At 57.4% G+C, this 26,472-nt stretch carries 24 protein-coding genes; 6 read left to right on the top strand and 18 right to left on the bottom strand.

The window, feature by feature from the left end:
• Nucleotides 1-19: 19 nt before the first annotated feature.
• Complete coding sequence (locus NOR97_RS18840) at nt 20-1,255, bottom strand: MFS transporter (RefSeq protein ID WP_257601029.1); 1,236 nt, start codon at nt 1,253-1,255, stop codon at nt 20-22.
• Between the two features lie 148 nt (nt 1,256-1,403).
• On the opposite strand from NOR97_RS18840, the gene zapE reads away from it, so the two are divergent.
• Nucleotides 1,404-2,471: a cell division protein ZapE gene (gene zapE / locus NOR97_RS18845; protein ID WP_257601030.1), complete on the top strand. Its 1,068-nt coding sequence runs from the start codon at nt 1,404-1,406 to the stop codon at nt 2,469-2,471.
• Between the two features lie 62 nt (nt 2,472-2,533).
• Here the strand turns inward: zapE and NOR97_RS18850 are convergent, their stop codons facing one another.
• From NOR97_RS18850 to NOR97_RS18865, 4 genes are read right to left on the bottom strand one after another with little or no spacing between them, the layout of a single operon-like run.
• Nucleotides 2,534-3,808 (bottom strand): folylpolyglutamate synthase/dihydrofolate synthase family protein, encoded by a 1,275-nt coding sequence (locus NOR97_RS18850; protein WP_257601031.1) that lies wholly within the window; start codon nt 3,806-3,808, stop codon nt 2,534-2,536.
• Complete coding sequence (gene accD / locus NOR97_RS18855) at nt 3,805-4,734, bottom strand: acetyl-CoA carboxylase, carboxyltransferase subunit beta (RefSeq protein WP_170345291.1); 930 nt, start codon at nt 4,732-4,734, stop codon at nt 3,805-3,807. Before accD ends, NOR97_RS18850 begins: the two co-directional genes overlap by 4 nt.
• Before the next feature lie 60 nt (nt 4,735-4,794).
• A complete protein-coding gene (locus tag NOR97_RS18860) occupies nt 4,795-5,679 on the bottom strand; it encodes a CPBP family intramembrane glutamic endopeptidase (RefSeq protein WP_257601396.1) in 885 nt (294 codons plus the stop codon).
• Complete coding sequence (locus tag NOR97_RS18865; RefSeq protein ID WP_257601032.1) at nt 5,672-8,779, bottom strand: ABC transporter transmembrane domain-containing protein; 3,108 nt, start codon at nt 8,777-8,779, stop codon at nt 5,672-5,674. Before NOR97_RS18865 ends, NOR97_RS18860 begins: the two co-directional genes overlap by 8 nt.
• Nucleotides 8,780-9,031: 252 nt before the next feature.
• Between NOR97_RS18865 and NOR97_RS18870 the strand changes: the two genes are divergently transcribed.
• From NOR97_RS18870 to NOR97_RS18880, 3 genes are all read left to right on the top strand, one after another.
• Nucleotides 9,032-9,793, top strand: coding sequence for a DUF6478 family protein (locus tag NOR97_RS18870; protein ID WP_257601033.1), 762 nt, complete (start codon nt 9,032-9,034; stop codon nt 9,791-9,793).
• 11 nt (nt 9,794-9,804) lie between these two features.
• On the top strand, nt 9,805-10,164 hold the full coding sequence (locus tag NOR97_RS18875) for a hypothetical protein (protein WP_257601034.1): 360 nt from the start codon (nt 9,805-9,807) through the stop codon (nt 10,162-10,164).
• A 78-nt stretch (nt 10,165-10,242) separates the two neighbouring features.
• Nucleotides 10,243-11,769 (top strand): MFS transporter, encoded by a 1,527-nt coding sequence (locus NOR97_RS18880; protein WP_257601035.1) that lies wholly within the window; start codon nt 10,243-10,245, stop codon nt 11,767-11,769.
• Nucleotides 11,770-11,811: 42 nt separating this feature from the next.
• On the opposite strand, the gene NOR97_RS18885 is transcribed toward NOR97_RS18880, so the two are convergent.
• From NOR97_RS18885 to NOR97_RS18915, 7 genes are all read right to left on the bottom strand, one after another.
• Nucleotides 11,812-13,152: a S41 family peptidase gene (locus NOR97_RS18885; protein WP_257601037.1), complete on the bottom strand. Its 1,341-nt coding sequence runs from the start codon at nt 13,150-13,152 to the stop codon at nt 11,812-11,814.
• A 6-nt stretch (nt 13,153-13,158) separates the two neighbouring features.
• Nucleotides 13,159-14,289, bottom strand: coding sequence for a murein hydrolase activator EnvC (locus tag NOR97_RS18890; RefSeq protein WP_257601038.1), 1,131 nt, complete (start codon nt 14,287-14,289; stop codon nt 13,159-13,161).
• Entirely contained in the window at nt 14,286-15,803 is a 1,518-nt protein-coding gene (gpmI, locus tag NOR97_RS18895) for a 2,3-bisphosphoglycerate-independent phosphoglycerate mutase (RefSeq protein WP_257601039.1), read from the bottom strand. The genes NOR97_RS18890 and gpmI overlap by 4 nt, the downstream gene beginning before the upstream one ends.
• A gap of 192 nt (nt 15,804-15,995) precedes the next feature.
• The gene (locus tag NOR97_RS18900) at nt 15,996-17,666 is read right to left on the bottom strand and encodes a sulfatase-like hydrolase/transferase (RefSeq protein ID WP_257601041.1); all 1,671 of its coding nucleotides are present in this window, start codon (nt 17,664-17,666) and stop codon (nt 15,996-15,998) included.
• A 71-nt stretch (nt 17,667-17,737) separates the two neighbouring features.
• The gene (gene nqrM, locus NOR97_RS18905; RefSeq protein WP_170345281.1) at nt 17,738-17,974 is read right to left on the bottom strand and encodes a (Na+)-NQR maturation NqrM; all 237 of its coding nucleotides are present in this window, start codon (nt 17,972-17,974) and stop codon (nt 17,738-17,740) included.
• A gap of 15 nt (nt 17,975-17,989) precedes the next feature.
• A complete protein-coding gene (locus NOR97_RS18910; protein ID WP_254440001.1) occupies nt 17,990-19,015 on the bottom strand; it encodes an FAD:protein FMN transferase in 1,026 nt (341 codons plus the stop codon).
• A 66-nt stretch (nt 19,016-19,081) separates the two neighbouring features.
• Nucleotides 19,082-19,267 carry a hypothetical protein gene (locus NOR97_RS18915; protein WP_170345279.1) on the bottom strand — a complete coding sequence of 62 codons (186 nt, stop codon included), beginning with the start codon at nt 19,265-19,267 and terminating at the stop codon, nt 19,082-19,084.
• A gap of 123 nt (nt 19,268-19,390) precedes the next feature.
• On the opposite strand from NOR97_RS18915, the gene NOR97_RS18920 reads away from it, so the two are divergent.
• Nucleotides 19,391-19,915: a CBS domain-containing protein gene (locus NOR97_RS18920; protein WP_257601043.1), complete on the top strand. Its 525-nt coding sequence runs from the start codon at nt 19,391-19,393 to the stop codon at nt 19,913-19,915.
• Nucleotides 19,916-19,926: 11 nt separating this feature from the next.
• On the opposite strand, the gene NOR97_RS18925 is transcribed toward NOR97_RS18920, so the two are convergent.
• Nucleotides 19,927-20,640 carry a metallophosphoesterase family protein gene (locus tag NOR97_RS18925; protein ID WP_254440002.1) on the bottom strand — a complete coding sequence of 238 codons (714 nt, stop codon included), beginning with the start codon at nt 20,638-20,640 and terminating at the stop codon, nt 19,927-19,929.
• A gap of 235 nt (nt 20,641-20,875) precedes the next feature.
• Between NOR97_RS18925 and NOR97_RS18930 the strand changes: the two genes are divergently transcribed.
• Nucleotides 20,876-21,889, top strand: coding sequence for an NAD-dependent epimerase/dehydratase family protein (locus NOR97_RS18930; RefSeq protein ID WP_257601045.1), 1,014 nt, complete (start codon nt 20,876-20,878; stop codon nt 21,887-21,889).
• A 58-nt stretch (nt 21,890-21,947) separates the two neighbouring features.
• Here NOR97_RS18930 and nqrF read toward each other — a convergent pair whose 3' ends face one another.
• From nqrF to NOR97_RS18955, 5 genes are read right to left on the bottom strand one after another with little or no spacing between them, the layout of a single operon-like run.
• Nucleotides 21,948-23,171 carry an NADH:ubiquinone reductase (Na(+)-transporting) subunit F gene (gene nqrF, locus NOR97_RS18935; RefSeq protein ID WP_257601046.1) on the bottom strand — a complete coding sequence of 408 codons (1,224 nt, stop codon included), beginning with the start codon at nt 23,169-23,171 and terminating at the stop codon, nt 21,948-21,950.
• A gap of 10 nt (nt 23,172-23,181) precedes the next feature.
• Nucleotides 23,182-23,790 carry an NADH:ubiquinone reductase (Na(+)-transporting) subunit E gene (nqrE, locus tag NOR97_RS18940; RefSeq protein ID WP_050603817.1) on the bottom strand — a complete coding sequence of 203 codons (609 nt, stop codon included), beginning with the start codon at nt 23,788-23,790 and terminating at the stop codon, nt 23,182-23,184.
• Nucleotides 23,790-24,443 (bottom strand): NADH:ubiquinone reductase (Na(+)-transporting) subunit D, encoded by a 654-nt coding sequence (locus tag NOR97_RS18945; RefSeq protein WP_117873115.1) that lies wholly within the window; start codon nt 24,441-24,443, stop codon nt 23,790-23,792. Before NOR97_RS18945 ends, nqrE begins: the two co-directional genes overlap by 1 nt.
• Complete coding sequence (locus NOR97_RS18950) at nt 24,443-25,270, bottom strand: Na(+)-translocating NADH-quinone reductase subunit C (protein ID WP_170345274.1); 828 nt, start codon at nt 25,268-25,270, stop codon at nt 24,443-24,445. The genes NOR97_RS18945 and NOR97_RS18950 overlap by 1 nt, the downstream gene beginning before the upstream one ends.
• Nucleotides 25,263-26,471, bottom strand: coding sequence for an NADH:ubiquinone reductase (Na(+)-transporting) subunit B (locus NOR97_RS18955; protein ID WP_257601047.1), 1,209 nt, complete (start codon nt 26,469-26,471; stop codon nt 25,263-25,265). The genes NOR97_RS18950 and NOR97_RS18955 overlap by 8 nt, the downstream gene beginning before the upstream one ends.
• Between the last annotated feature and the right edge of the window lies 1 nt (nt 26,472).

Below are 26,472 nucleotides of genomic sequence, written 5' to 3' on the forward strand. Positions count from 1 at the left end.
TGTGGCGTATCGTTGTGCCTCAGGCAGGAACCGCTGTTCGGTTCTCGCGGATCGGCAGGTGTACTATCGCGCTGAAGGCACCGATCGCGACCCCGATCCACCAAACCATGTTGTAGTCGCCATACTGGTCATACATGCGCCCGCCAAGCCAGACACCCAGAAAGCTGCCGATCTGGTGGCTCAGGAAGATAAAACCATAGAGCGTTCCCATATAGCGCAAACCGTAAAGATGCGCGACGAGACCCGAAGTCAGCGGCACGGTGGCCAGCCAAAGCGATCCCATCACCAGCGAGAACACGATGACCGTAAGCGGTGTGATCGGAAACACGTTGAACAAAGCCGCGGCAATCGTCCGGCCCGTATAGACTGCGGCCAGAAGATATTTTTTCGGAAAGTGGTTGCCGGCCCAGCCCGCCAGTAGCGTACCGCCGATATTGGCCAGACCGATCAATGAAATCGACACGGCACCCAGGGCCGATGTGGAGGTGATCCCGATGGCGTGCAGTACGCCTCCGGGCTGGATTGGCCCGCACATCTCGGTCACGAATGCCGGGAAATGCGCGGTGATGAAGCCCAGTTGATATCCGCAACTGAAAAACCCCAGAAAAATGAGAGCGTAGGAAGGATCGCGGAACGCCTTGCCCAGTATCTCGCTCATGCTTTCTTCCAGTTCAGCCTTCGAGATCGTCTGTGGTGCGCGCATAAAGGGCAAGGTCAACACAAGCGCAAGAATCGCCACGGCGAACACGACAAAGACGTGCTGCCATGGCAGGAATGACAGCAGCCATTCCGCGGTTGGCGCCCCCAGAACCTGCCCAAAGCTGCCCGCGGCGGTAACGATGGCCAGCGACATGGACCGGTTTTCGTCGGTAGACGCGCGACCGACAACCGCCAGAACCACACCAAACCCGGTTCCGGCGATGCCGAAACCCACCAGCCAAGCGTATATCTGATGCTCGAACGGCGTAACGGACCACGCCGTCAGCACCATGCCAGCCGCGTAGGTGAGAGCGCCAAGAATGATGGCTCGGCGATCGCCCACCTTTTCGGCAATCGCAGCAAAGATCGGCTGCCCGATGCCCCAGGCCAGGTTCTGAACTGCAATCGCCATTGAAAAATCGGTCCGCAGCCAGCCGAACTCATCCGCTATCGGAATCTGGAATACGCCGAACGAAGCGCGCACGGCGAAGCTGACCGTGATGATGATACATCCGACAATCAGAATCGGATTCAACAAGCGGACGGATTGGGACATGGGACCTCAGGCGTTACGTCCGGAGGACCGTATTACTTTTGGTGTCACCGTCAATTCAGCAGATTTGCGGACACGGATAAACAAAATTGATGTGTCGCCAAAAATGGCTTCTTTTCAACGGGCGAGGTGACGGGTAAGGCTCGGATTCATGACGGATCTTATTTCGCTTTACGAGGCCCGCATCGCGGACGGAACCCTGACACGCGACGACGCGCAAGAGGCCGTTCTGCCCCAATTCGAACGTATCCGGGCGGCACTGTCCAAGCCGGTCAAACGCGGGCTTTTCCGCAAGGCGCCTCCGCCCCCCAAAGGATTGTACCTATGGGGCGGTGTCGGGCGTGGAAAATCGATGCTGATGGACATGTTCGTCGATACGCTGGGCAATATCCCGGCACGGCGTGTGCATTTTCATGCCTTTATGCAGGAAATCCATGCTGGAATGCACAAGGCCCGGCAACAGAATGTCGAGGATGCCTTGGTACCGGTGGCGAAGGAGGTGGTCAACTCAGTTCGCTTGCTCGCATTTGACGAAATGCAGATCACCGACATTACGGACGCGATGATCGTCGGGCGGCTGTTTGACTTGTTGCACGAGGGCGGCGTGGTCGTGGTTACCACGTCGAACAGGCATCCCGACGATCTGTACAAGGATGGGCTGAACCGGCAGCTGTTTCTGCCGTTCATCGCGCATATCAAAGAGCAGTTGCAGGTGTGGGAGTTGGTGTCGCCTACGGACTATCGGCAGAACCGGTTGGAGGGTGCCCCGGTCTATTTCACTCCGATTGGCCCAGAAGCCCGGCAAAAAATCCGGCAGGTCTGGACAGATCTTGCCGGTGGGCCCGCTGATCCGCTTGTGTTGCACGTCAAAGGTCGGGCCGTTGAATTGCCCGCCTTTCGCAACGGGGTGGCGCGGGCTTCCTTCTATGATCTGTGTGGCCGCATGTTGGGACCGGGCGATTATCTGGCGATTGCGGAAGAAGTGAAGGTGCTGGTGCTTGAGGACATCCCGCGCCTGTCTCGGAACAATTTCAACGAAGCCAAGCGTTTTGTCACCCTGATCGATGCACTTTACGAAGCCAGGGTGCGTTTGATCTGTTCGGCTGCGGCCGAACCAGAGATGCTGTATGTCGAAGGTGAAGGAACCTTCGAATTTGAACGCACGGCATCGCGCCTGCGGGAAATGCAGGATCAGGATTGGGGGCGACAGGGGCGCTGATCCGCCCGTATCGCCCGCCCCATCCAAGACCGTGTCAGCCAGATCATGAGGCTGGAACGGGCCTACGCGTTTTCTTGCAGAATTTTTCCGGCCAGATAGAGCGAGCCGCAGATCAGAACACGCGCCTGCGGGTCATTGTCCGTGATCACTTTCAATGCGTCCGCTACGCTGTCAGCGGTGGATGCGGGCAGGTTGACCCTAGCCGCAGCCGCAGCGGTTTCTTCCGCGCTGAGCGTTGCGGTCTCGCCCGGAATGGACACGGCTGTCAGACTTGTCGCCTTCTCTGCCAGAGGTGCGAGATACCCGGTCACATCCTTGGTGTTGAGCATGCCGCAGATCATGTGCGTCGGTTTTGGCGGCAGATTCGCCAACACATCCGCCAACGCGACACCTGCGGCGGCGTTATGACCACCGTCCAGCCAAATCTCGGCCTGCGGGGCCTGATCTACGAGCGGGCCGGATTTCAGACGCTGCATGCGCGCCGGCCATTCGGCCTTGGTCACGGCAGCTTCGTACGCGTCGTCGCCCATGTTCAGATGGCGCAGAACCGCCAACGCTGCGCCCGCATTCTGAATCTGATGCGCGCCCAGAAGGTTGGGCAGAGGCACATCCCGCAAACCGGTTTCGTCCTGATAGATCAGACGTCCGTTTTCTTCCTGCACGTGCCAGTGCTGACCATGAACCAACAAAGGCGCACCCAATCGGGCGGCTGTGTATTCGATGACCTCAAGCGCTTCGTCCTGTTGCGGGCCGACAATGCACGGAACGCCGGGCTTGATGATGCCCGCTTTTTCCGCCGCGATCTTGCCCAAAGTACCACCCAGGAACTGTTCATGATCGATGGATACGGGGGTAATAACCGTGACGGCCGGGTTTTCGATCACATTTGTGGCGTCCAGACGCCCGCCCAGCCCGACCTCGAGCAGAGTGTAATCTGCCTTGGCACGGGCAAAGGCCAACAGGGCGGCGCATGTGGTGATCTCGAAATAGGTGATGTTTTCGCCGCCATTGGCAGCGTAGCATTCATCCAGAACCGCCGTCAGTTCTGGCTCCGAGATCAGCTCTCCGGCCAATCGAATACGTTCATGAAAACGGGCCAGATGCGGCGAGGTATAGGCGTGTACCGAGCGCCCTGCCCCCTCAAGCCCCGCTCTGATCATCGCCTGGGTCGAGCCCTTGCCGTTGGTCCCGGCAATATGGATGACCGGCGGCAGTTTCAGATGAGGATTGTCCAGTGCAGCCAGCAAACGCCAGACACGGTCCAAGGTCAGATCAATGATCTTGGGGTGCAGCGCCATCATCCGGTCGAGGATGGCGTCGGACGTCTTGGCCGTCATTTCTGATCTGTCTCTTCGGCGGGGGGGTCTGTTGCGTCGGTTGGTTCCGGTGCAGGCAGATCGCCCATGATCGCCGGCGGCAGATTCATCAGCATCCGCGTGATGGTGATCAACTCGTCGCGCATTTCGGTACGTTTGGTGACACGGTCCAGCATACCGTGATCCAGCAGGTATTCGGCACGCTGAAAGCCTTCGGGCAGTTTTTCGCGAATCGTCTGCTCGATCACGCGAGGTCCGGCAAAGCAGATCAGCGCATTGGGTTCCGAGATATGGACATCGCCCAGCATCGCATAAGATGCAGTGACCCCGCCAGTCGTCGGATGAGTCAGAACAACGATATATGGCAGGTTGGCTTCCTTCAGCATCTCGACTGCCACAGTGGTGCGCGGCATCTGCATCAGGCTGAGGATACCTTCCTGCATACGGGCGCCACCGGCTGCCGAGAAAAGGATCAGCGGCCGTTTGAGTTTCACCGCTTCCTGCGCGGCAGCGATGATCGCGTTGCCGACATACATCCCCATTGATCCGCCCATGAACGAAAAGTCCTGCGCGGCGGCCACGATTGGGGTGCGGCCGATTTCACCCAAGGCGACCAGCATGGCTTCCTTTTCGCCGGTCTTCTTCTGCGCTGCCTTCATGCGGTCGGGGTATTTCTTCTGATCGCGGAATTGCAACGGGTCGTCTTTTGGCGCAGGCACCTCGAGTTCCGTAAAGATCCCGCCGTCAAACAAGTGCTTGAACCGCTCACGCGGCGTGATCGCCATGTGGTGGTCGCACTGTGTGCAGACATTCTGGTTTTCCGCCAGCTCGCGATGGAACAGCATCGTTCCGCATTCGTCGCATTTGTGCCAGAGGTTTTCAGGCACTTCGCGGCGTGAGAAGATCGAGTTTATCCGGGGGCGGACGTAGTTTGTGATCCAGTTCATGTCGGAACCTTGGCTTGTGCGGTGTTGACGTCAAATAGGACGCCACGGAAGGAATTGCAATCAACGCCTGAGCGCAAGTCGCGCGGCCAGCCAGCAAACGAACATCACGGCAAGGTCCACCAGAAGCCAGGGACGAAGCTGTTCGGCGTCGGATGCATCGAACGGAAGGGTGAACAGGGCCAGCCCGTTCAGGTTGTCAGGCAACGAGATGAACAGCAACGCAATGATGTTGTTGAAAAAATGCAAGGCGATAGCTGGCCCCAATGTTCCGGCCCGTGCCGTCAGGTCCGACGTCAGCAAACCGAAAACGCAAGCCCATAGCGCAATCAGCAGCGCGTTGTCGCCAGCCATGTCGGGCGTGTAATGTCCGATTGCAAACAGGATGGAGGGCACCCCCATCCAGATCACAGGCGATTGGAATCTGGCTGCCAGGGTTTGCTGAATATATCCTCGGAACAACAGTTCTTCGGCGCTGGTCTGCACCAGAACAACCAAGGCCGAGACCGGCAACAGAAGAAGCCAGGTCGACAATGGCAGGTTCTGCGACAGAGATCCGCCAAAGCCGTAAGGCGGCAGCAGGAACCCGACAACGCCCAAAATAAGCAATGCTTTCAACACTTTCAGGAATTGACCCGCGGCCAATCGGTACCCGCCCACGATGGACACCAATGACCTGTGCTGAACCTGCCGCGCGGCGACGGCCACGCCCAGAATGATGAAACCGAAGCTGGCCAACAGCAACAGCAGCGCGAGGGGTGAACCGCCCATCAGAAGCGTCTGCGCCCAGCTTTCCGGGCCCATCCCGGCAACCACGGTAAAAAACACCATGTTCAGAACGCTGACCAGCACGGCAACCAGCAAGAGCCCCAGCAACAGGCGCCAGATTTCCGGTTTGCCGCGTGCGGTTTCGACCAGATGGTCATGAGCGGAATATGCTTTAGGCATTTTCACCCGTGCTTTCCTGAATCGCCTGATCCGTAATGGTCGGGAGCAGTTCCTCGGGGTTCTGCGCCGCATTGATTCTTGTGGACAACGTAGTCAGATACCCCGCAACAGTCTGTAGCAATTGCGTCGCAACCGAAGCGTCGCTTTCGACCACCGCACGCAGTTCCTCGGCACCGATACGCAGGAAACTGCTATCTTCGGTGGCGACCAGATCCAGTTGTCTGGGCTCTCCCGTGATGATCGAGAGATCACCGATCAGTCGCCCGGGCTCGATGATCGAGATCGGGCGTTTTTGTCCATCATCCGTGGGCCAGTCCAGCCTGGCCTGCCCCGAGACGCACAGATACGCCGCGTCGGGCGCCTGACCACGCGAGAAGATGACTTGCCCCGCTGCTGCTTCGTACCATTGCGCTGAGAAAGCAAGCAGCCGCTGGTTGCGGCCATCCACACCGGAAAACAACTCGGTCGCGGAAATGATCTCGAGCTTGCGGCTCAGATCGTCAGACGTGCTGTCTTCTGGCGTGGATTTGGATCGAGACACACCGTCGATACGACCATCCTTGATTTCCACAAACAGATCATACGCTTCGGGATGTGCAAAGTGATCTTCCATAAAGATCATGATGGAATCCGGCAACAATTCCCGCAGTTTCAGGCGGGTGCGCAACCGGCTTTCGGAATCATGACTTGCCAGGGCCCTGTCCAGAATCAGGACGTCAGGCCGTTTGATCCCCGCGCGTGAGAACGCGGCACGCTCCTGAAAGACGGTCGGCAGATTGTTCCCGCCCAGGCCTGTTGGCAGATCGTAGATGATGGCAGCTGCACGGCGTCGCAGGCCGGCTTCGTTCATGGCTTCGGCCACAACGTCTTCTATTTCGTCCGCGTGTGCACCGGCCATCAACGACACCCGGCCGTAGATCGCGTTTTCCATCACGGTCAGGCGCGGCACATAAATGTCCGGCGCAACTGACATGAACATGCCGCCCATCGCATCCCGCAACCGCTTGGCCTGGCTTTTGCGGATGGCAAGAATCTTTTCCTTGTATTCTTCCGGGAAGTTTGGGCCGATCTGCTCGGCCGTCAACAGGAACGGTACCGTCAATAGCAAGGCACGCTCCTGGTCGCTCACTGCCGTATCGCCTTTGGATTTGCGCCGTTCTTCGATATCCAGCAATTTGTGATACATGTCTTTGGACATGCCAAGCTTCAGGAAAAGCGGGTGATCCGCCCCGTCCCGCCCGAAGGTCTTGCTGAGCGTATCCATGACAGCCTGAGAGATGCTGATCACGTCGTCCGCCAGATCATGGGCGCTGAGCATCTGAACGAACCGTTCGTCACCCGCCAGTATATCCGGAGAAATGTCCCTGGATGGTGCGGCGAACAACAGGTTGCCACCCAGCGGAACTGCCGGGTTGAACCGATCAGGGTCAAACCGGTACACATAGCGATCAAGCCCCTTTTCAGCCAGGCGATTGGCGATGGTCCCTCGTAGATTGACAACTTCCTGTGCCAGAACCGGGTGAATCTCCGGGTCGAACTGCGTACGCAATGTGCGGCGGAACATGAACTCGTCGATGCCCATCGCTTCCACCAGCTGGAACCACCAGTCACGTATGTCGTCGATATCGTCAAGACCGGCGAGACCCGGATCAATCCATTCATCGTCCAGAGAATCCGGTGAATTGCCTGCGCGAACAGCTTCGATCTGCCACCGCGTCGGGGCCCTGAGCGTATCTGCTTGATGTCGCGGATGCGTGCGCAAAGGCATCAAGAGGTTGTCGCCCAACGTCCCGTCGAACAGGTAGGGGCGCGAATAGGCATAGCCGATCCGGGCCGCGATGACGGCCTGATGCAGACCCCGCAGATCATGCCCGGCTATGATCACCTCACCCTGAGCCGGCAACACCTCACGTGTCAGAAGCTGTCCCAACGCACTGCGTTCCGACGCCTGTCCAGACTGAATTGCGACGCGCGCGCCACGCGGAATGGTCAGATCAAGATCTTCGAGAACGGTTTTACCATCGCTGTCGCGAACCGTCACGTTTCGCAGCTCGATGTCGCCAGTCAGTCGCGGGATGGTTTCAGGTTCACCCTCGAACAGTTCTTCCGGTATCATGTTGTCCGGCGCAAACTTCTCGGTGACGATTTCCCACCGCAAAGACATGTCCTGGACCTGGTTGTAATAGGTCAGCAATTCCTTCCACGGGCCGCTCAGATCCTTGTAGGCGCCCAACGCGGCAACCAGCGCACCGACGGTCACTTCACCGGTAATCGCCAGATATCCACCCACTGAATAAAACAGGAAAGGTGTCATCTGAGTTATCAGGTTGTTGAGGAACTTCATGAAGAATTTTTTGTTGTAGATCTTGAAACGGATCTCGAACAGTTTCCCCAGCCGATGGCTGAATTGCGCAAGGCGATAGCGCCATCCTCCGTTGGTACGCAGATCGCTGATACCCGCCGCAGTTTCGCCGATCTCCGAGCTCAGACGTCGAACTTCCTGAATGCGGTCCTTGTTCAGAAGGTTGATTTGCCGCTGAAGCTTGGGGATCAGCCAGGCCTGAAGCGGGATCAGCGCGATACTGGCAAGTCCGAACCAAACGCTTTGCATGAACAGGAAGGTGACGATCGTCATCATCTGGCCGAACTGGAAAACCGGCTGCGCGATGGCATCCCCCATCAGGCCACCCATCGGTTCGGCCTCGGACGTGATCATCGATACCAGCTCACCCTGGCTAGTTGTCGCAAAATAGGATTTCGGAAACCGCATCGACCGTTGGATCAACGTATAGCGCAGGCGCCGCAGCATGCGCTCTGCAAGGACACCCTTCATCGTGTTGATGCGCATCTTCATGACACCGCTCACGATCACCGTCGCCAGGAATGCAACGCACAGTATCATCAGATACTGAACCTGCGTCACGGTGAAGTTCCAGATGGTTACCGTGTCACCCGGCGCGCCGATTGCGTCGTTGATGATTTGTTTGGGAAGTTCCAGCGAGGCGTAAAGAAACGGGAACGACAGGACCGTGAGCAGTAGAAGAACAAGTTGCTGTTTCTTCGAATATTTCCAAATGAAGGCAAATAAAGTGGACTCCATAACCTGGCCTTGTCATGCGCTAAACTGTTGTGTGGCTGTTGTTGGGGTGACCCACTTTGCAGGAGCCAAACGGTAAGCACTGACCCGGTACATTGCAAGAATAGACCGGGTCAGTTTCAGCATGTTGCACCTAACCAGATTGCGGGCAGACCCCAACAGGAAAACACAAAGCTTCGACAGCAATTCAGTTATTGCGGTTTTGTTCATGCCGTTGTTCTTGACTAAGGCCGAACATTATCGGACGACGTGGCCATGGGCAGGATTCTGGATCGCTATTTTCATCGCAAGATTCTGAGGCGCTGGCGCCGGGCCGCGCATCAGGCGCCGTATGCCAGCCAGGCGGATTTGCGTTTGCAACGGGATCAGGCCCGCGGTTTGCGCAGGCATCTTGATCATTTGATTCAGCAGGCAGACAGCCGCCTGATCCGGCCAACGATTGGGTCCACGCAGTTTCCCAAACCCGTCGGAACAGACTGGAGCTGCCGACCCGACCTATGGCGCGGACCTCTGACGCAACCGGGTGTGGCTTCGGCGCCGCGAAAGACCGTTCTGGACCGTCAGGTCAGCCTGTTCCACGATTGCCCGCTTTCCGAAATTGCCGTGCGGCAAATCCGAAACAGAGGGGACAGAGATCTGGCTCCGTTCAGTCTCGTGGTCGAGGTTTTCAGCTTTGGGGGATCCTTTCTGTCCGTTTCGGTCGAATTGCCTGAGGACGCTGCAATTCACCTAACGCGCGAGCACCTTGTGAGGGTTGAAACCCTGATCGAGTGTGAAAAGCCATTGGGCGTGTTCGCGCGCCTCAACATTCAGCACGGGCCCAATATGGAACAGGTGTTGCGAAGCCTTGATCCCGGCGAGGTGTCAAAAGCCGTGGATTTTGATCTTGCGCACCTTCCCCTGAATGAGCGCAGGGTCGAAAAAATCTGGCTGGATCTGATTTTTGAGGCGCCCGAAATGAATCGCATGGTGGTCCGGGATCTTACGTTTTGCCGTTTTCATCGCGCCGATTTGTGAGAAGATCAGTCATGACGCAGACCAAGCTAACCTTCATCCGTTTCGAAAACGGAATCTGGCAAGGCCACATTCAAGCCAGCAATACGCCAAACCCCGAGGTAAGCTATCAGGGCGAATCCCTGAGCGATGTTGACCTGTCGCCCGCAGAAGACGGATGGGACTTGCGCATACAGGTGCCTGTTGCCGCCCTGTCTGAAGGCGTCCACACGTTCGTCGTTGCAGATGCAACCACGACCGAGAAACTGGGAAGCTTCACCGTGATTTCGGGTGAACCCGCCGCAGATGATCTCAGGGCCGAAATTGATTTGCTGCGGGCTGAGCTGGATATGCTGAAACGCGCTTTCCGCCGGATCTGCCGAGACGACCCCTGATCCGTTCCGGCCGGTTTTCCTGTCAATCTTGCCAGATTCGTGCATCATCGGCGTTTTCAGAGCGGATCGCGCCTTGTCATGGATCGCAGCAGCATAGTCAAAGTCATCGCGTTGATGGTGACAGGGTTTGGCATCGGCATCGATTTTACCGGCGCCCTGATGCTGGTGCCTGCGATCGAAAACAGCTTTGACGCCGATATCACCAGCACCCAATGGGTTCTGAACATCTATGCCTTGTTTTTCGCCATGACCATGGTCGCAGGCGGGCGGCTTGGCGACATGTACGGCCACCGCAGGATGATGCTTTTTGGCCTGTCGATCTTTCTGTTTTCCTCGGTCATGTGCTTTGTTTCGCCCAGTCTTGATTTTCTTGTCATTGCGCGTGCGCTGCAAGGCATCGGCGCGGGTTGTGTGTGGCCCTGCACGCTGGCCTTCGGGGCAACCAAAGTATCAAAACCAGAACATCGGGCCCTGGTGATGGGGCTTATTCTGGCGGGTGTGACGACCGGCAACGTGTTTGGCCCGATGATCAGCGGCTTGGCTGTGAACCTGGGGGAGTGGCGGTATTTCTTCCTCGCCAATGTGGTCTTTTCCTGCATTTCGATGGCCACCGCGCTGGTCCTGATGGAACGGGAAACCCACCACAAAAAGGGTGAGCATCTCGACCTCGCCGGAATGGGTGTTTTGTCCTTTGCCGTATTAGCTCTGCTTTACGGTCTGGATGTGGGCGCGGATTGGGGATGGACGTCCGTTCCGTTGGTGATGCTGTTTTTCATCAGCGCTGCGCTTTTCATTCTGTTCCCCAAAGTCGAAAAACGCGTGACAGAGCCGCTGCTTTTGCCGCAGATGATGCAAAACCGCGAGTTTCGCATCACCCTTGGCCTGAACATGTTCAACGTGTCTGCGGCTTTTGTGGGGCTGCTGTATTTCCCGCAATACATGCAAAAGGTGCTGGGCTGGTCGACGTTTGAATCTGCACTGGGTTTGGCGCCGCTAACCGTGTTGCTTGCCGTGGGATCAATTGTTTCAGGCACGCTTTACAATGATTTCGGCCCCAAGCGGTTGCTGTTCTGGGGGTATCTGATTGCCACGATTGGGGCCGCGACGATTGTGGTGATGCCCAGCGATCTGGGGTACTTTCGTATCCTGCCCGGCATGGCGATGATCGGACTGGGCGCAACTTTGACGGTTGGGCCGTCCGGCACTGCTGCAATGTGTGCCGTGAAGCCGGAACGAGCTGGGCTGGTTGGCGGCCTGAGCTTCATGACCCACCTGGTTTATAGCGCAATCTCTGTCGCCTGCGCCACGGCCATCATGTACGTCGTCAGCCTGTCTGAGCTTCGCCAGTATGTGGCCGCTTCCGGTATCAAGCTGACGGAAGCAGAGCTTCGCGCGATCAACGGCGGAACACTGGATACGCCATCCGCCCACGCGGTTATCAGCAGGTTGTCACCCGGCGAGGCAGAGACGGTTCATCGGGCATTGTCGGCAGCGTTTGACGGCGGGATGAGTATGGCTTTCGTCTTTTCGGCCTTGTCCGTTTCGGTCGGTCTCGTTCTGGCGCTGCTTCTCGACGAAAAGAAACTGCACCGGATCGAAAGCTGAAACCGGTCCGAAAGGGCTGCGGCATGCGCAGCCCTTTGCGTTTTACTGTGACGGCCCGTTGGGGTTGAAGGCCGACAACCCCTTCAGGATATCAATGGCATAGGCCAGCTGGTAATCCTCTTCCCTCAGCTCTGCCGTTGCCTGGGCCTTGGCGCGATCTTCTTCGATCTGGCGAATCTCGTCTTCGCTCAGGCTGTCATTGTTGAGGCTGCCGCGCAGGTCGGCCTCGGACCGTGAACGGGCATTGGTTTCTTCCTCTTCCGGTTCAGGCGCCGGGCGGGGTTGTTCCACGATGATATCAGGGCTGACGCCCAGAGCCTGAATCGACCGCCCTGACGGGGTGTAATACCGGGACGTGGTCAGGCGCATCGCACCATCGCCCCGCAGCGGCATCACCGTCTGAACCGACCCCTTGCCGAAGCTTTTGGTGCCGACGACGATAGCGCGGCGATGATCCTGCAAGGCACCGGCAACGATTTCGGACGCAGAAGCCGAACCGCCATTGATCAGCACGACAATGGGTTTGCCTTCCGCCAGATCGCCGGGGGTGGCATTGAACCGCTCACCCTCTTCCGGGTCCCGTCCACGGGTCGAGACGATTTCACCTTCGTTCAGGAACGCATCCGAAACTTTGATGGCCTGTGTCAACAGACCGCCCGGGTTGTTGCGCAGGTCCAGTACGACACCATTGACCTTGTCGATGCCACCGGCTTCTTCGATCTTTTCCCGTAACCCTTCCTGCAAGTTGGGGAAGGTCTGATCATTGAAGGTCGTTACGCGCAGGACGACGCTCGTGCCTTCGGTGCGCGCACGAACGGCGGTCAGCTTGATCGTGTCACGGATAATGGTGACGTCGAAGGGATCAGGCTCGCCTTCGCGCACGACGGTAATGACGATCTCGGAGCCGACCGGACCCCGCATCAGATCCACCGCCTTGTCCAGCGTCAGGCCCAGAATGCTTTCGCCATCCACATGTGTGATGAAATCGCCGGCTTCGATCCCGGCCTCGTCAGCGGGTGTGTCGTCGATGGGTGACACGACTTTGACAAAACCGTCTTCCTGCGTGACCTCAATGCCCAGCCCACCGAACTCGCCCCGGGTCTGCACGCGCATCTGTTCGGCATCATCGGGCGAGAGATAACTGGAATGCGGATCAAGAGAGGTCAGCATGCCATCGATTGCAGCCTCGATCAGTTCTTCGGGCTCGACCTCTTCGACATATTGTGCGCGGATGCGCTCGAAAATGTCACCGAACAGGTCAAGCTGTTCATAGACGCTGGCCTTGTTCACGGCCTCTTGCGCCAACAGGGGGCCTGCGATCTGCGTTGTTGCAAGAATGCCTGCCAACGTTCCGGCCAAACCGGCCATCACAAATTTCTTCATACTCGTTTATCCATCCTTGTCGGTCCGAAACCACGTTTCCGGGTCCACCGGGCTGTTATCTTCTCTTACCTCTATATAGAGCGTTTCTGGGCGATCAGTTCCAGTGCCATCACCGCTTGTTGACAATATTGCGCCGATTTCCGGCGTTTCACCCGGCATCAGGCCAACCGGAGTGCCTTTGGGGATCACCTGCCCGGGTTGACCATAGACCTCTTGCAAGCCCGAAAACACGAACAACAGGCCCGGTTGCGGCTCCAGAATGACCAGGTTTCCCAAATCCAGCAATGGCCCGCGATAGCGGATCGTGGCCGCGGTCGGGGATGTTACAAGCGCACGGGAACGGGTGCCGATGACCAGACCTGCGCGGGCGACGCCTGCGGCGTCCGGTTCACCGGCCTTGTGCAGCATGACGCCCTGCACCGGCAAGGGAATCTGTCCTTTCTGATCCAGGATGCTTGCGTCGGTTTCAATGATCTCACCTTCCGAGATTTCTGACAGACCGCTTGCAAAGCCATCCAGAGTCTCGGTCGAAGATATCAGAATGGCCGTGCGCACCGGGTCTTCGACAAACCGACGCGGCAAATCGGTGCGGTCGGCAATCGCTTCGCTCAACTTTGTGCGGGCATCCTGCACACCGCGCAGCCCTTCGGTCAAAGTTTCCGAGGCGCTTTGTTGCAGCAGACGCAAGGTCTGAACCTCTTGCAGGTCCTGCGCCAGCGCTTGCGCTTTTGCATTGAGCCCAGGCGTGACCTCAGACAGCATCATTCCGGCCCGCGCCGCGCCCAATGGGCCTGAAGGGTGCAGCATCAGCACTGGCGGTGCGGTCGTTTCGATGGTCTGCAATACGCCAAGCAACTGCCTGACGTCCTTCTCACGCGCGCTCAGTTGCGCGCTCAGTTGCGCTTCGCGTGTTGCAGCCTTGCGCAGACCGGTCCGCATCGCGCTCAGCCCGGCCTCATAGGCTTGTATCGTTTTGGTCAGCGCCCGCACCCGATCCCTTGCGCCTTCTGCTTCGCTCAGAGAGATCGACGCCTGTTCCAGCATCCTTGCCGCATCCAGTGCTGCCCGAGAAGAGTCGGTCTGGGCAAAGGCCTGACAAGCTGAAAGCAGCACAATCGCTAGGGCGGTCAGCCTCATGACAGCAGGCTTTCTCCGGTCATTTCCGCCGGTTTGGGCAGGTTCATCAAGTCAAGCAGCGTCGGCGCCAAATCAGATAACCGCCCCTGACGCACCTGCGCGCCCTCTGGCCCTCCGACCAAAGCTATGGGCACCGGGTTCAGCGTGTGCGCCGTATGCGGGCCGCCGGTCTCCGGATCAACCATCACTTCGCAGTTACCGTGATCGGCGGTGAGGATCATTGCACCACCTGCTTTTTCCAAGGCGGCAACGACCTGAGCCAACCCTGCATCAACGGCCTCGCATGCCTTGATCGCAGCTTGAAGATCGCCGGTATGCCCGACCATATCAGGGTTGGCGTAATTGGTTACGATCAGGTCGTAGCCTTGTTCGATCGCCTCGACAAATTTGGCTGTGACCTCGGCCGAGGACATCTCGGGTTGCAAGTCATAGGTCGCAACCTTGGGTGACTTGGGCATAAAGCGATCTTCACCCTGTTCAGGGGTTTCCTTGCCCCCATTCAGGAAAAAAGTGACATGGGGGTATTTTTCGGTTTCAGCCAGCCGGAACTGACGCAACCCCTGCTTGGCGACCCATTCCCCGAGCGTGTTCACAATCGCCCGTTTCGGAAAAACCGTGGTCATATATGCGTTGTGACCGTCCGAATACTCTACCATACCCAGCAGCGCCGACAGTTTCGGCCGCGGCCCGGTTTCGAACTCGGCAAAGCCCGGTTCACCAATCGCGCGCAGGATTTCGCGAGCACGATCTGCACGGAAGTTAAGGCAGAAAAAGCCATCTCCGTCAGTGACGCCCTTGTAACCTTGCAACACGGTTGGCGTGATGAATTCGTCAGACTCAGATTGCTTGTAGGCATGGTCCACGGCGCCATGTGCGGTGCTGGCGACCCTGCCCTTGCCGTTGATCATCGCGTCATAGGCTTCTGCGATCCGTTCCCAGCGATTGTCGCGATCCATGGCGAAATAGCGACCGCTTACCGTGACGACACGAGCCCCCTCGGGCAGCCGCTCTTCCAACTGGGAAAGATAGGTCAGCGCAGATTTGGGGGCCACGTCGCGCCCGTCCGTGACGGCATGAAGGGCGACCGGAACACCGGCATCCGTAATGGCCTTGGTTGCCGCGATGATGTGGTTCAGGTGCCCGTGGACACCACCGTCCGAGACCAACCCCATGAGGTGAGCCGTCCCCCCTGAGGATTTGACCTTGGAAATGAAAGCCTGCAACGCCTCATTGCCAAAGAATGAACCGTTTTCGATAGCCAGGTCGATCTGACCCAGATCCATGGCCACAACACGGCCCGCGCCTATGTTTGTGTGACCGACTTCGGAGTTACCCATCTGCCCGCTGGGCAGACCTACGTCCGGGCCATGCGTTGTCAGTGTGGCATGCGGGCATTTGGCCATGATCGCGTCAAAGGTCGGCGTATTCGCCAGATGGGGCGCATTCGCCTGTGTGTCGTCTGACACGCCCCACCCATCAAGAATGCACAGAACAACGGGTTTGGGGGTTGGCATTGAAATTCTCCGATTACTGCTCTTGGGTCTTCTTCTAGCGTCTGGCCGGCAAGGGGTGAACCATCTTTGCGGCAAATTACGCAGAATTAATCAAACGGCCTGCCAGCTTCGGGCCATCGCTGGAAGACAACGGTCCCCTGCATTTTTCGCCGCAGAGCCATCACGGTATGATCGGTGGAAACCCGGACGAGACTAGCCTTTGAGGTAACGCGTGTATGGCTTTGCCTTGCGGTTGCGATACTTGACCGTCAGTTCCAGCGGCGTGTCGTTTTCATCATAGATACCGATCATGATGCCCGTACCCCCGCTTCGGGTCCGCATATCGATCAATTGCTGTTCGGACCGGGTGGTGCGCTGTGACGGGCGCCGCGCCCAGGCAAACAGGTGGTCGTACATTTGCGCGATGACATCCGAATGATCCGCGCTGTCACCCAGATCCACCAGTTCGTCGGGGTCGTTTTCCAGATCGAACAGGATCGGCCTGTACCCGCCCTCGCAATGGATGAGCTTCCACTTTTCATTCGCGACCATGAACATCACCGCGTCGCGAACGGATACGTTCAACCGCTGCGCAATGGGTGAGGCGGAATAGTCATACTCGCAGATCGCGACCTGTCGGGGCGTTTTGTCGGACTGACCATGCAGGATCGGCAGCAGGGAATGCCCCTCGAGAATATGTCCGGCATTTTCGCCACCTGCCAGTTCCAGAAACGTCGGCGCAAGATCGATCGACTCGACCAGCGCGCCGCAGGTGGTGCCGCGCGTGAGGTCCGCTTCGGGTGACGGGTCATAAATGATCAGCGGCACTTTGGTAGAGGCATCGTGGAAGAAAGTCTTCTCACCCATCCAGTGGTCGCCCAGAAAATCACCGTGATCCGAGGTCAGCACGATCATCGTGTCGTCCATCCTCCCGGTTTTCTCCATCCAGTCGAACAGGCGGCCCATCTGGTCATCAGCTTGCTTGATCAGCCCCATGTAAGCCGGGATCACCGCCTCGCGGACATCCTTTCGTGAAAATGCCTGCCCGACCTTGGTATCCATGAAGGCCTTCAGGACGGGGTGGGCATTCTTTCGCTCAGCCTCCGAGCGGACCACGGGCACGACATGTTCGGGCCCGTACATCGAAGCGTAAGGTTCCGGCACGATGTAAGGCCAGTGAGGCTTGATGTAGCTGAGGTGACAGCACCAAGGTCCGTCATGGCTGTCCATGAACTCGATTCCACGGGTGGTCAGATATGGTGTTTCACTGTCCTCTTCCGCAATGTTTGCAGGCTCGGATGAATTCTTCAGGAACCAGCCTGACAGCACATTGCCATCGGCATCCAGACCGGAATTGGCAAAGTCATGCCACGGATTGTCGCTCTCGTATCCCTTGTCTGCAAGGTAATGGTTGTATTTCTTTGCCCCCTCCGGGTCATAGAACCCGTCCGGACCCTCGGCACGCAACCCGTCATCGCGTTCGAACACGTCAAACCCGCATTCCGCGACGCGGGCGCCGATGACGCTGTCGGGCTCCAGCCCAAGACGGGCCATCCCCTCGGCATCCGCGGCCATATGGGTCTTGCCGACCAGCCAGCAATCCATTCCCGCCTTGCGCAGGTGGTCGCCCAACGTGATCTCACCCACTTTCAGAGGGATATTGTTCCATGAGGCCCCATGGGAATGCACATATCGTCCGGTATAGGTCGACATGCGGGAACTGCCGCAAATCGGCGACTGGATGTAGGCGCGGTCAAAGCGGACACCGCGCGCGGCCAGACGATCGATATTCGGAGTATGCAGATGTGGGTGCCCGTAACAGCTCAGATAATCCCAGCGCAGCTGGTCGAACATGATGAACAGGATATTCTTTGCCTTGGCCAACGCGGTGCCTCCCCGAAAGTCATGGGGACCTAGTTAGCCACTTCCATCCGCAGAGCGAAGCAAAACTTGCTTCAGGTCTGCTGTTCCATCTGTTCCAGCATCTTCCTGGCACGTTTGCATTGCAATTGGTCGCGCAGCGGGCTGTCCGGATCGACATCCTTTTGACACACAACGCATTTATCGGCGCCCGAGATCGCATTCAGGCCACCGCAGCTGCCTTTGATGGTCTTGCCCATCAGCATGACACCCAATGACATACCGACCATGACAAGCGCCAAAAGAATAAAGGCCAGAATAAAAGTGCTCATCTCGGTTCCTGCCTGTCAGTTGGTTCCCAAAGCGTCTTTGAACGCGGTGCTGTGCGAGGTAATATAGGCATCTTCGCCGCCTGTCACATCCCGCGATATGAAGTACACGGCAAGTTTGTGCTTTTCCGCGATGTCCATTCCCTTCTCGTGACCCAACGCCAGCATGGCCGTTGCCCAGGCATCCGCCAACATTGCGTTTTCCGCCAGAACCGTGACAGAGGTCGTGCGATGAGTGATCGGGCGTCCCGTTGTCGGATCGATGATATGCGAATAGCGCACGCCATCCTGTTCGAAGAAATTCTTGTAGTCACCCGAACTGGCCATGCCGCGATCATCCAGGGAAACGATCAATTGAATGCTCTGAGCGCCCGTTTCAGGCTTTTCGATGCCAATGCGCCAGGCTTCGCCCTGCTCATTCTTGCCTTTGGCAACAAGATCACCACCGATCTCGACAAGGTAATCGTCGATACCGGCATCCTGCAAAGCGCCGGCAACCGCATCGATGCCATAGCCCTTCGCAATCGCCGACAGGTTGATGCCCACCTGCGGATCAGCCTTCGACAGCGTGCCGGCTTCGGTGTCGAGCGTCAGCAGACGGGCTTGCCCGACGCCGCTTAACGCCGCCTCGATTTCGGCATCCGATGGCACGGGATCCTCGGGCTTGCGCGGGCCAAAGCCCCAAAGTTCGATCAGCGGGCCCAGAGTTACGTCGAAGGTCCCGCCGGTTTTTTCGTGCACGTCATTGGCGGCCGAAAGGACCAGCGCGAGTTCGTCCGAGACCGGAACGGGGGCTGTGCTGGTTGAAGCGGAAAAGACGGAAACCTCGGATTTTGGATCCCAGTTGGACATCTTGGCGTTCACCTCGGCCAGCGTCTCTTCGACAGCCGCGGCCAATCCGGCCTCATCAAGATCTTCGCCGATCGCGGTTATGTTGAAGGTCGTGCCCATCGTTTCGCCCGACAGACGAACCACCTCGGGTTCTTTGTCGAACAAACAGCCGGAAAGAAGGGTGGCAACGGCCAGTAAAGGCATAAGACGCATCGGGCGATCTCCGGGAAATTCTGTGCCCGGCATATGCCAGTGGCCCCTGCCAGAGTCAAACTGCGATCACATCTTCAGCGGCAGGAATCCCAGCACCAACAGGCCGACCCCCGCCGGCACGCCGAACAACCACGCACGCTTTTGCCAACCCGGCGGCTGTTGCTTCCACGCCATGCGAAAATTATGACCGCATACAACAACGGCAAAGAAGATCAATGCCGCTATGGGTGGCGTAAGATAGAGTTCACTCAATGGCTTGAACGTCCTTTCCGGGCCCGCGTTTTTGCCGATCGGCGCAATTGCACCCTATACAGGTCGTTTAGCTGCGCTAAGGTGAAAGGGAAAGACTTTGCAAGAACCACAAGGAGATTGCCCATGGCTCCAACCTCTTACCAGTCGCCCTCGCGTGGCGACAAGGCTGACAAGACGACGTACAGCCAGTCAGCGGAATCGAACCTGTCGCATTCGCAGACAACCGTGGCCAAGCTGCTTGAAGGTAAAGGGGACGCGGTTTTTTCGGTGCGACCAAATGACACCATCCATTCTGTGGTCAACACGCTGAAGGAAAAGCGGATCGGTGCTGTTCTCGTGACGGATCAGAACGGGGCATTGCAGGGGATTTTGTCAGAGCGCGACATCGTTCGGCGCATGGCAGACACACCCGGCCAGACCCTTCCGCAATCTGTCGAAAATCTCATGACCAGGGATGTTAAGACCTGCACACCGGACGATCTGCTGAATGAAGTTCTGAAAACGATGACCGAGGGCCGTTTTCGCCATATGCCGGTGCTGCGCGACGGTCACTTGTGCGGCGTCATCACGATCGGAGACGTTGTCCACTTCCGCCTTAAAGAGCTGGAATATGAAGCGCTTCGCATGAAGCAAATGATCGTCGGTTAACGGCCCACTGTTCACACGGTCGAGGTGAACCGAACACTTCCGGCGTTGATCTCGGCGGCTGTCAACCGACCCGAAGCGAAAGCGCCCGTGTCAAGCGACACCACCCGGTTCCTGACCCGGGGGAGGTCCACGATGGTGTGGCCATGCACCACCCATTGACCATCGCTGCGGGCCAGCCTGGGAAACATGGGATGTCCCCAGAGGCAAATCTGGCGATCTTGGGCCTCAGTCGGAAGTCGGGGGTCCAGGGCCGCATGAACGAAAGTGACGTTGCCAGTGGTCCAGGTCAAAGGCCGGCCGGCTAGCCAGTTGATCAGGCTTTCCCCCATCTTCAGGCGTAGATCATCCGCCAGTTTTCGAATCTGCTGACTATTGTCGATTTCCCCGGGCGGTTTCAGCCCGAAAGACGCCAGCGTATGCACACCCCCATTTTGAAACCAGAGCCGGGCATTGCGTTCCGGCGCATCCAGGAATTGCAACAGAAACTCTTCGTGGTTTCCAAGAAGACATTGGACGCGTCCTCCTGACGTCTCGCACAGGTGAAACAGGTGGCGCAGCACCTGCGCGCTGTATGGCCCCCGATCAATGTAATCTCCGACAAAGACCAGCAAGCTCTGATCGTCCAGTCTGGGCAACAACGCCTGCAACAAGTCCAGACGACCGTGAATATCGCCCACGGCCGTCACTTTCTCGGCCGGAGCGATGTCGCAAGACACTGCATTCATTGTCCGCCCCGCCCTGCGGTCGAACCACCGTCTGATCCAGTTCGTAATCATACATGTTGATCCCTATCCTTCTCGCCCATTGGCGGCAATGAGCATCTGATTGATTCAGCAAAGAGTTGACCAATGACGTCTGGATGTTCGATATGACCTTCGGCGCAGTTCAAAATGTTTGACCCGGCATCAGGGGCAGTACCTTTTGTTCGGCGATGATCGTGCAGGGCGTTTTGAGGGTTCTATGAAACGGGTTTTGATTACGGGCTCTGCGGGGTTCATCGGGTTCCATTTGGCGAAGCTGCTGTTAGAGGAAGGGTTCCGCGTGCATGGATACGACGGGATGACGGATTACTATGATGTGGTCCTGAAACAGCGTCGCCATCAAATTCTGCTTCAGACACCCGGATTCACGGCAACCGAGGATCGGTTGGAAAACTATGATCGGCTGTTGCAGGTCGCCGAAGAATTTCAGCCGGAAGTCATCGTTCATCTGGCGGCTCAGGCCGGTGTGAGACACAGTTTGGAACACCCTCGCAGCTATGTTGAATCGAATGTCGTCGGAACATTCAACGTGATGGAAATTGCACGGCAACATAAGGTGGATCACCTTTTGATGGCATCGACCTCTTCGATTTACGGTGCCAACGAAGACATGCCGTTCACCGAGACGGAAAAAGCCGACACCCAACTGACCATCTATTCCGCGACAAAGAAGGCGAATGAGGCGATGGGGCATTCCTATGCGCATCTGTGGGATTTGCCTACGACCATGTTCCGCTTCTTTACCGTCTACGGCACCTGGGGACGGCCGGACCTGGCGTATTTCAAATTTGTCGCTGCCATCCTGGATGGCCGCCCGATCGACATTTACAATCACGGCGACATGTACCGGGATTTCACCCATGTCCAAGACCTTGTACGCGGCATCAGATTGTTGATCGACGTGCCTCCGGTGCGGCCAGCCCGTCGTGAGGATATCGAGGACGGAGACAGCCTGTCGCCCGTCGCGCCCTACCGCATCGTGAATATCGGCAACGGAGAAAAAGTGCGCTTGATGGATTTCATTGAAGCCATCGAACAGGCCGTGGGGCAGAAGGCGATCAAGAACTTCATGCCGATGCAGTTGGGTGATGTTCATGCCACCTGGGCGGACAATCGGCTGCTGCAAAAACTGACGAATTATCGTCCTCAGACAGACCTGAAAGACGGCATCACCCAATTCGTCGCGTGGTATCGGGACTATTACGGAAAATAACGCGGGCCGACCGCCAAATGAAAGAACCGGCGCCTTCCACGCCGGTTCTTTTTGTTACCTACCCGCCGAAATCGTCGAGCATGATGTCTTCGCGGTCCACGCCCAGATCCAGCAGCATGTTGATGACCGACTGGTTCATGATTGGCGGACCACACATGTAGTATTCGCAATCCTCAGGCGCGGGAAGGTTCTTGAGGTACTCTTCGTACAGAACGTTGTGGATGAAGCCGGTATAGCCTTTCCAATTGTCCTCGGGTTGCGCGTCCGACAAGGCCACGTGCCATTCGAAATTGTCGAATTCTTCAGCCAGACTGTCGAAGTCTTCGACAAAGAACATCTCTTTCTTCGACCGCGCACCGTACCAGAAGCTGATCTTGCGGTTGCGGTTCTGAAGACGCTTGAGCTGATCGAAGATATGGCTGCGCATTGGTGCCATACCGGCGCCGCCGCCAATGAAGACCATCTCTTTGTCCGTATCACGGGCAAAGAATTCGCCGAATGGGCCTGAAATGGTGACCTTGTCACCCGGCTTCAGGTTGAAGATGTACGACGACATCTGGCCCGGCGGAATGCCTTCGGACCCCGGCGGCGGCGAGGCCACGCGGACGTTCAGCATGATCATGCCCTTTTCGTCCGGGTAGTTGGCCATCGAATAGGCGCGTTCGATGGGTTCGGTCACGACCGATTCATATTGCCACAGATTGAAGCGATCCCAATCCTCGCGATATTCCTCTTCAATGTCGAAATCCGTGTATTTCAACTTGTGTGCAGGGGCTTCGATCTGGATGTAGCCACCGGCGCGGAAGTTCACGTCCTCGCCCTCGGGCAGGTCCAGAATCAACGCCTTGATGAAGGTCGCTACGTTCTCGTTCGACCGAACGGTACATTCCCATTTCTTGACGCCGAAGACTTCTTCCGGAACTTCAATTTCCATGTCCTGCTTGACGGCCACCTGGCAAGACAGGCGATCACCACACGACGCTTCGCGTTTCGTGATATGGCTTTCTTCGGTTGGCAGGATCGACCCGCCCCCCGAATGCACCCGCACCCGACATTGCGCACAGGTGCCGCCGCCACCGCAGGCCGAAGGAACAAACAGCTTCTCGGCAGCCAGTGTCTGAAGCAGCTTGCCACCTGCCGGAACGGAAATGGTCTTTTCGCCGTTGATCGTGATGTTGACGTTGCCAGTCGATACCAGCTTGGATCGGGCGGCCATGATAATGGCCACCAATGCCAGAACGATTAAGGTGAAAAGAGCTACGCCTAAGGTAAAGGTTTCCATCAACGCCCCCTTACAGTTTCACGCCCGAGAAGGACATGAAGGCCATAGCCATCAGACCTGCGGTAATGAAAGTAATGCCCAGACCTTGCAGACCATCGGGGATGTCCGAATATTTCAGCTTTTCCCGCACTCCGGCCATTGCCGTGATTGCCAGCGCCCAGCCAAAACCGGAAGACAAGCCATAAGTCGCCGCCTCGGCAAAGTTATAGTCGCGCTCCACCATGAACAGCGACCCGCCAAGGATGGCGCAGTTCACCGTGATCAGTGGCAGAAAGATCCCCAGCGCGTTGTAAAGCGGTGGGAAATACTTGTCCAAAACCATCTCGAGGATCTGCACCATTGCCGCGATCACGCCGATATAGGAGATCAGGCCAAGGAAGGTCAGGTCAACATCCGGGAACCCGGCCCAGGCCAGCGCACCCGGTTTCAGCAGATAGTTCAGCAGCAGGTTGTTGGCAGGTACGGTGATGGCCTGCACGACCATGACCGAAATCCCCAGACCCAGCGCGGTTGAAATCTTCTTGGATACGGCGATGAAAGTGCACATGCCAAGAAAAAAGCTGAGCGCAAGGTTTTCGACAAAGATGGCCTTTACGGCCAGTGAGATCAGACCTTCCATCAGTGGGCCTCTACCTGCTGAATTTTGTATTCACGCTCTTCCACCTGGTTCGGCTTCCAGGTGCGGAAGGCCCAGATGATCAGACCGATGATGAAGAACGCCGAAGGCGGCAACAGCAGCATGCCGTTGGGCACGTACCAGCCGCCGTTGTTGACGGTTTCCAGAATCGTGATGCCGAACAGCGACCCTGCCCCGAACAGCTCGCGAATGAAGCCGACCAGCAGCAGGATCAGGCCATAGCCCATGCCGTTGCCCATGCCGTCAATGAAGGACGCAACCGGAGGGTTCTTCATCGCAAATGCCTCGGCGCGACCCATCACGATACAATTGGTGATGATCAGGCCGACGAAAACCGACAGGGTTTTCGATATCTCAAAGGCATAGGCTTTCAGGATCTGATCCACCAGGATCACCAGCGACGCGATGATCACCATCTGCACGATGATCCGGATCGAGCCCGGGATCTGGTTGCGCAGGCACGAAATGAAGAAGGACGAAAACGAGGTCACGAAGATCACCGCCAGCGCCATCACCATCGACACTTGCAACGATGATGTCACCGCAAGTGCTGAACAGATGCCCAGCACCTGCAATGTGATCGGATTGTTGTCGACAAGCGGGTCGACCAGCATCTCTTTTTTGGTCTGCGACATCAAATCTCTCCTGCTTGCAGTTTGGCCAGGAAGGGACCATAGCCCGCATCGCCCATCCAGAATTTCACAAGGTTATCGACGCCGACCGACGTCAGCGTGGCCCCAGCCAGCGCATCGACATAGAAATCTGGCCCGGCTGCGGGCTGCGATTTGGCAACGGTGATTTGCAGTTCACCTGCTTCGTCGCGCAGCTTTTTCCCGTTCCACAAGGCTTTCCAACGTGGGTTGTCCACTTCGGCCCCAAGACCCGGAGTTTCACCATGCTGATAGAATTGCAGGCCGTAGATATCGTTGCCGTTGTTCTCAAGCGCGATAAAGCCATAGAGCGTCGACCACAGACCGTATCCGTGCAGAGGCAGGATCACCTTGTCCAGATCACCCGCATCATCGCGCAGCAGATAGATAACGCGGTACTTGGATTTGCGTCCGATACCGGCGGGGTCGTTGTCCAGCGCGACGCTCAGCTCGGGATCGCTGGCGGCGGCGATGTCGTCAAACGTGGTCGGATCAAACTGATCATCGACGAAGGTGCCTGTGGACAGCTCCAGCACATGTGGTTCGAAGGCGGCAAAAGCCTCTGTTACGTCGATGCCCGGCTCGAACACGCCCGCAACTTGCAGAACGTTTACCTGTTTGTCCTTCAGGCGGTTGGCCTCTTGCACCGGGCGCAGGCTGACTGCGGCCGCGGACACAACCATCGAGGCGACCAGACAGACGGCAACGGCGATGAAGATCGTCTTGCCAACAGAATCCGGCGAGGCCGCCAGGAATTTGGCCAGTACGCCCTTGGGTGCCTCGTTTTGATCTGGGGATTGCGTATCAGACATGGCGACGCGCCCTCCGTTTGATGTTGGCTTGCACGACGAAATAGTCGATCAGCGGTGCAAAGACGTTGCCGAACAGGATTGCCAGCATCATGCCTTCGGGGAAAGCCGGGTTGATCACGCGGATCATCACGACCATGACACCGATCAGCGCGCCGTAGATATAGCGACCCACATTGGTGTGGCTGGCCGAAACCGGTTCAGTCACCATAAAGGCCAGGCCGAAAGCATAGCCACCCAACACGATATGCCAGTACCATGGCATCGCGAACATCGGATTGGTGTCCGATCCGATCAGGTTCAGCAACAAAGTAAAGCCGATGGTACCGGCCAGACAGCCCACAATCAGGCGGTAGTTGGCGATCTTGGTCATCAGAAGGAAGGCCAGACCGATCATGCAGGCCAGTGTCGATGTCTCGCCAAAGCTGCCTTGAATGGTGCCGAAAAACGCGCTCGACCAGGTTATGCCTTCGGCGGCCAGCGCCTGCACGCCTTCGGCCGCAGACACGCCCAATGCAGTCGCGCCCGAGAACCCGTCAACGGGTGTCCAGACTGCATCACCCGACATCTGCGCCGGATAGGCGAAATACAAAAACGCCCGCCCCACAAGCGCGGGGTTGAGAAAGTTCTTGCCGGTGCCCCCGAACACTTCCTTACCGATCACAACACCGAAGATGATGCCCAAAGCCACCTGCCACAGGGGAGTGGTTGCAGGCATGATCAGCGTGTACAGCATTGATGTCACAAGGAAGCCTTCGTTCACCTCGTGGCCGCGCACGGTGGCAAAGATGACCTCGAAGATACCGCCCGCGACCAGCGTGACGATGTAGATCGGAAGGAAATACATCAGACCATGCATGACGTTGGCAAAGATGCTGGACGGGTCCAGCGAAATTCCGAACATCTGCAACAAGGCAATCCGCCAGCCGGTGGCCGATTCCGGACCCAGCAAAGCAATCGCCGAGTTTGCCTGATAACCAGTGTTCCACATCCCCCATAAGATACAGGGGATCGTCGCGATCACGACATAGGTCATGATCCGTTTCATATCCACGTAAGACCGCGCGTGCGGCGCCACCGTGGTCACGGTTTTCGGAGTGTAGATAAAGCTTTCCACCATCTCGTAGATGGGAAAGAACTTCTCGTACTTGCCGCCCTTGGTAAAGTTCGGCTCGATCCTGTCAAAGAAGCTGCGCAAACCCATT

This window comes from Ruegeria sp. YS9, assembly GCF_024628725.1.
In the GTDB taxonomy this organism is placed as follows: domain Bacteria; phylum Pseudomonadota; class Alphaproteobacteria; order Rhodobacterales; family Rhodobacteraceae; genus Ruegeria; species Ruegeria atlantica_C.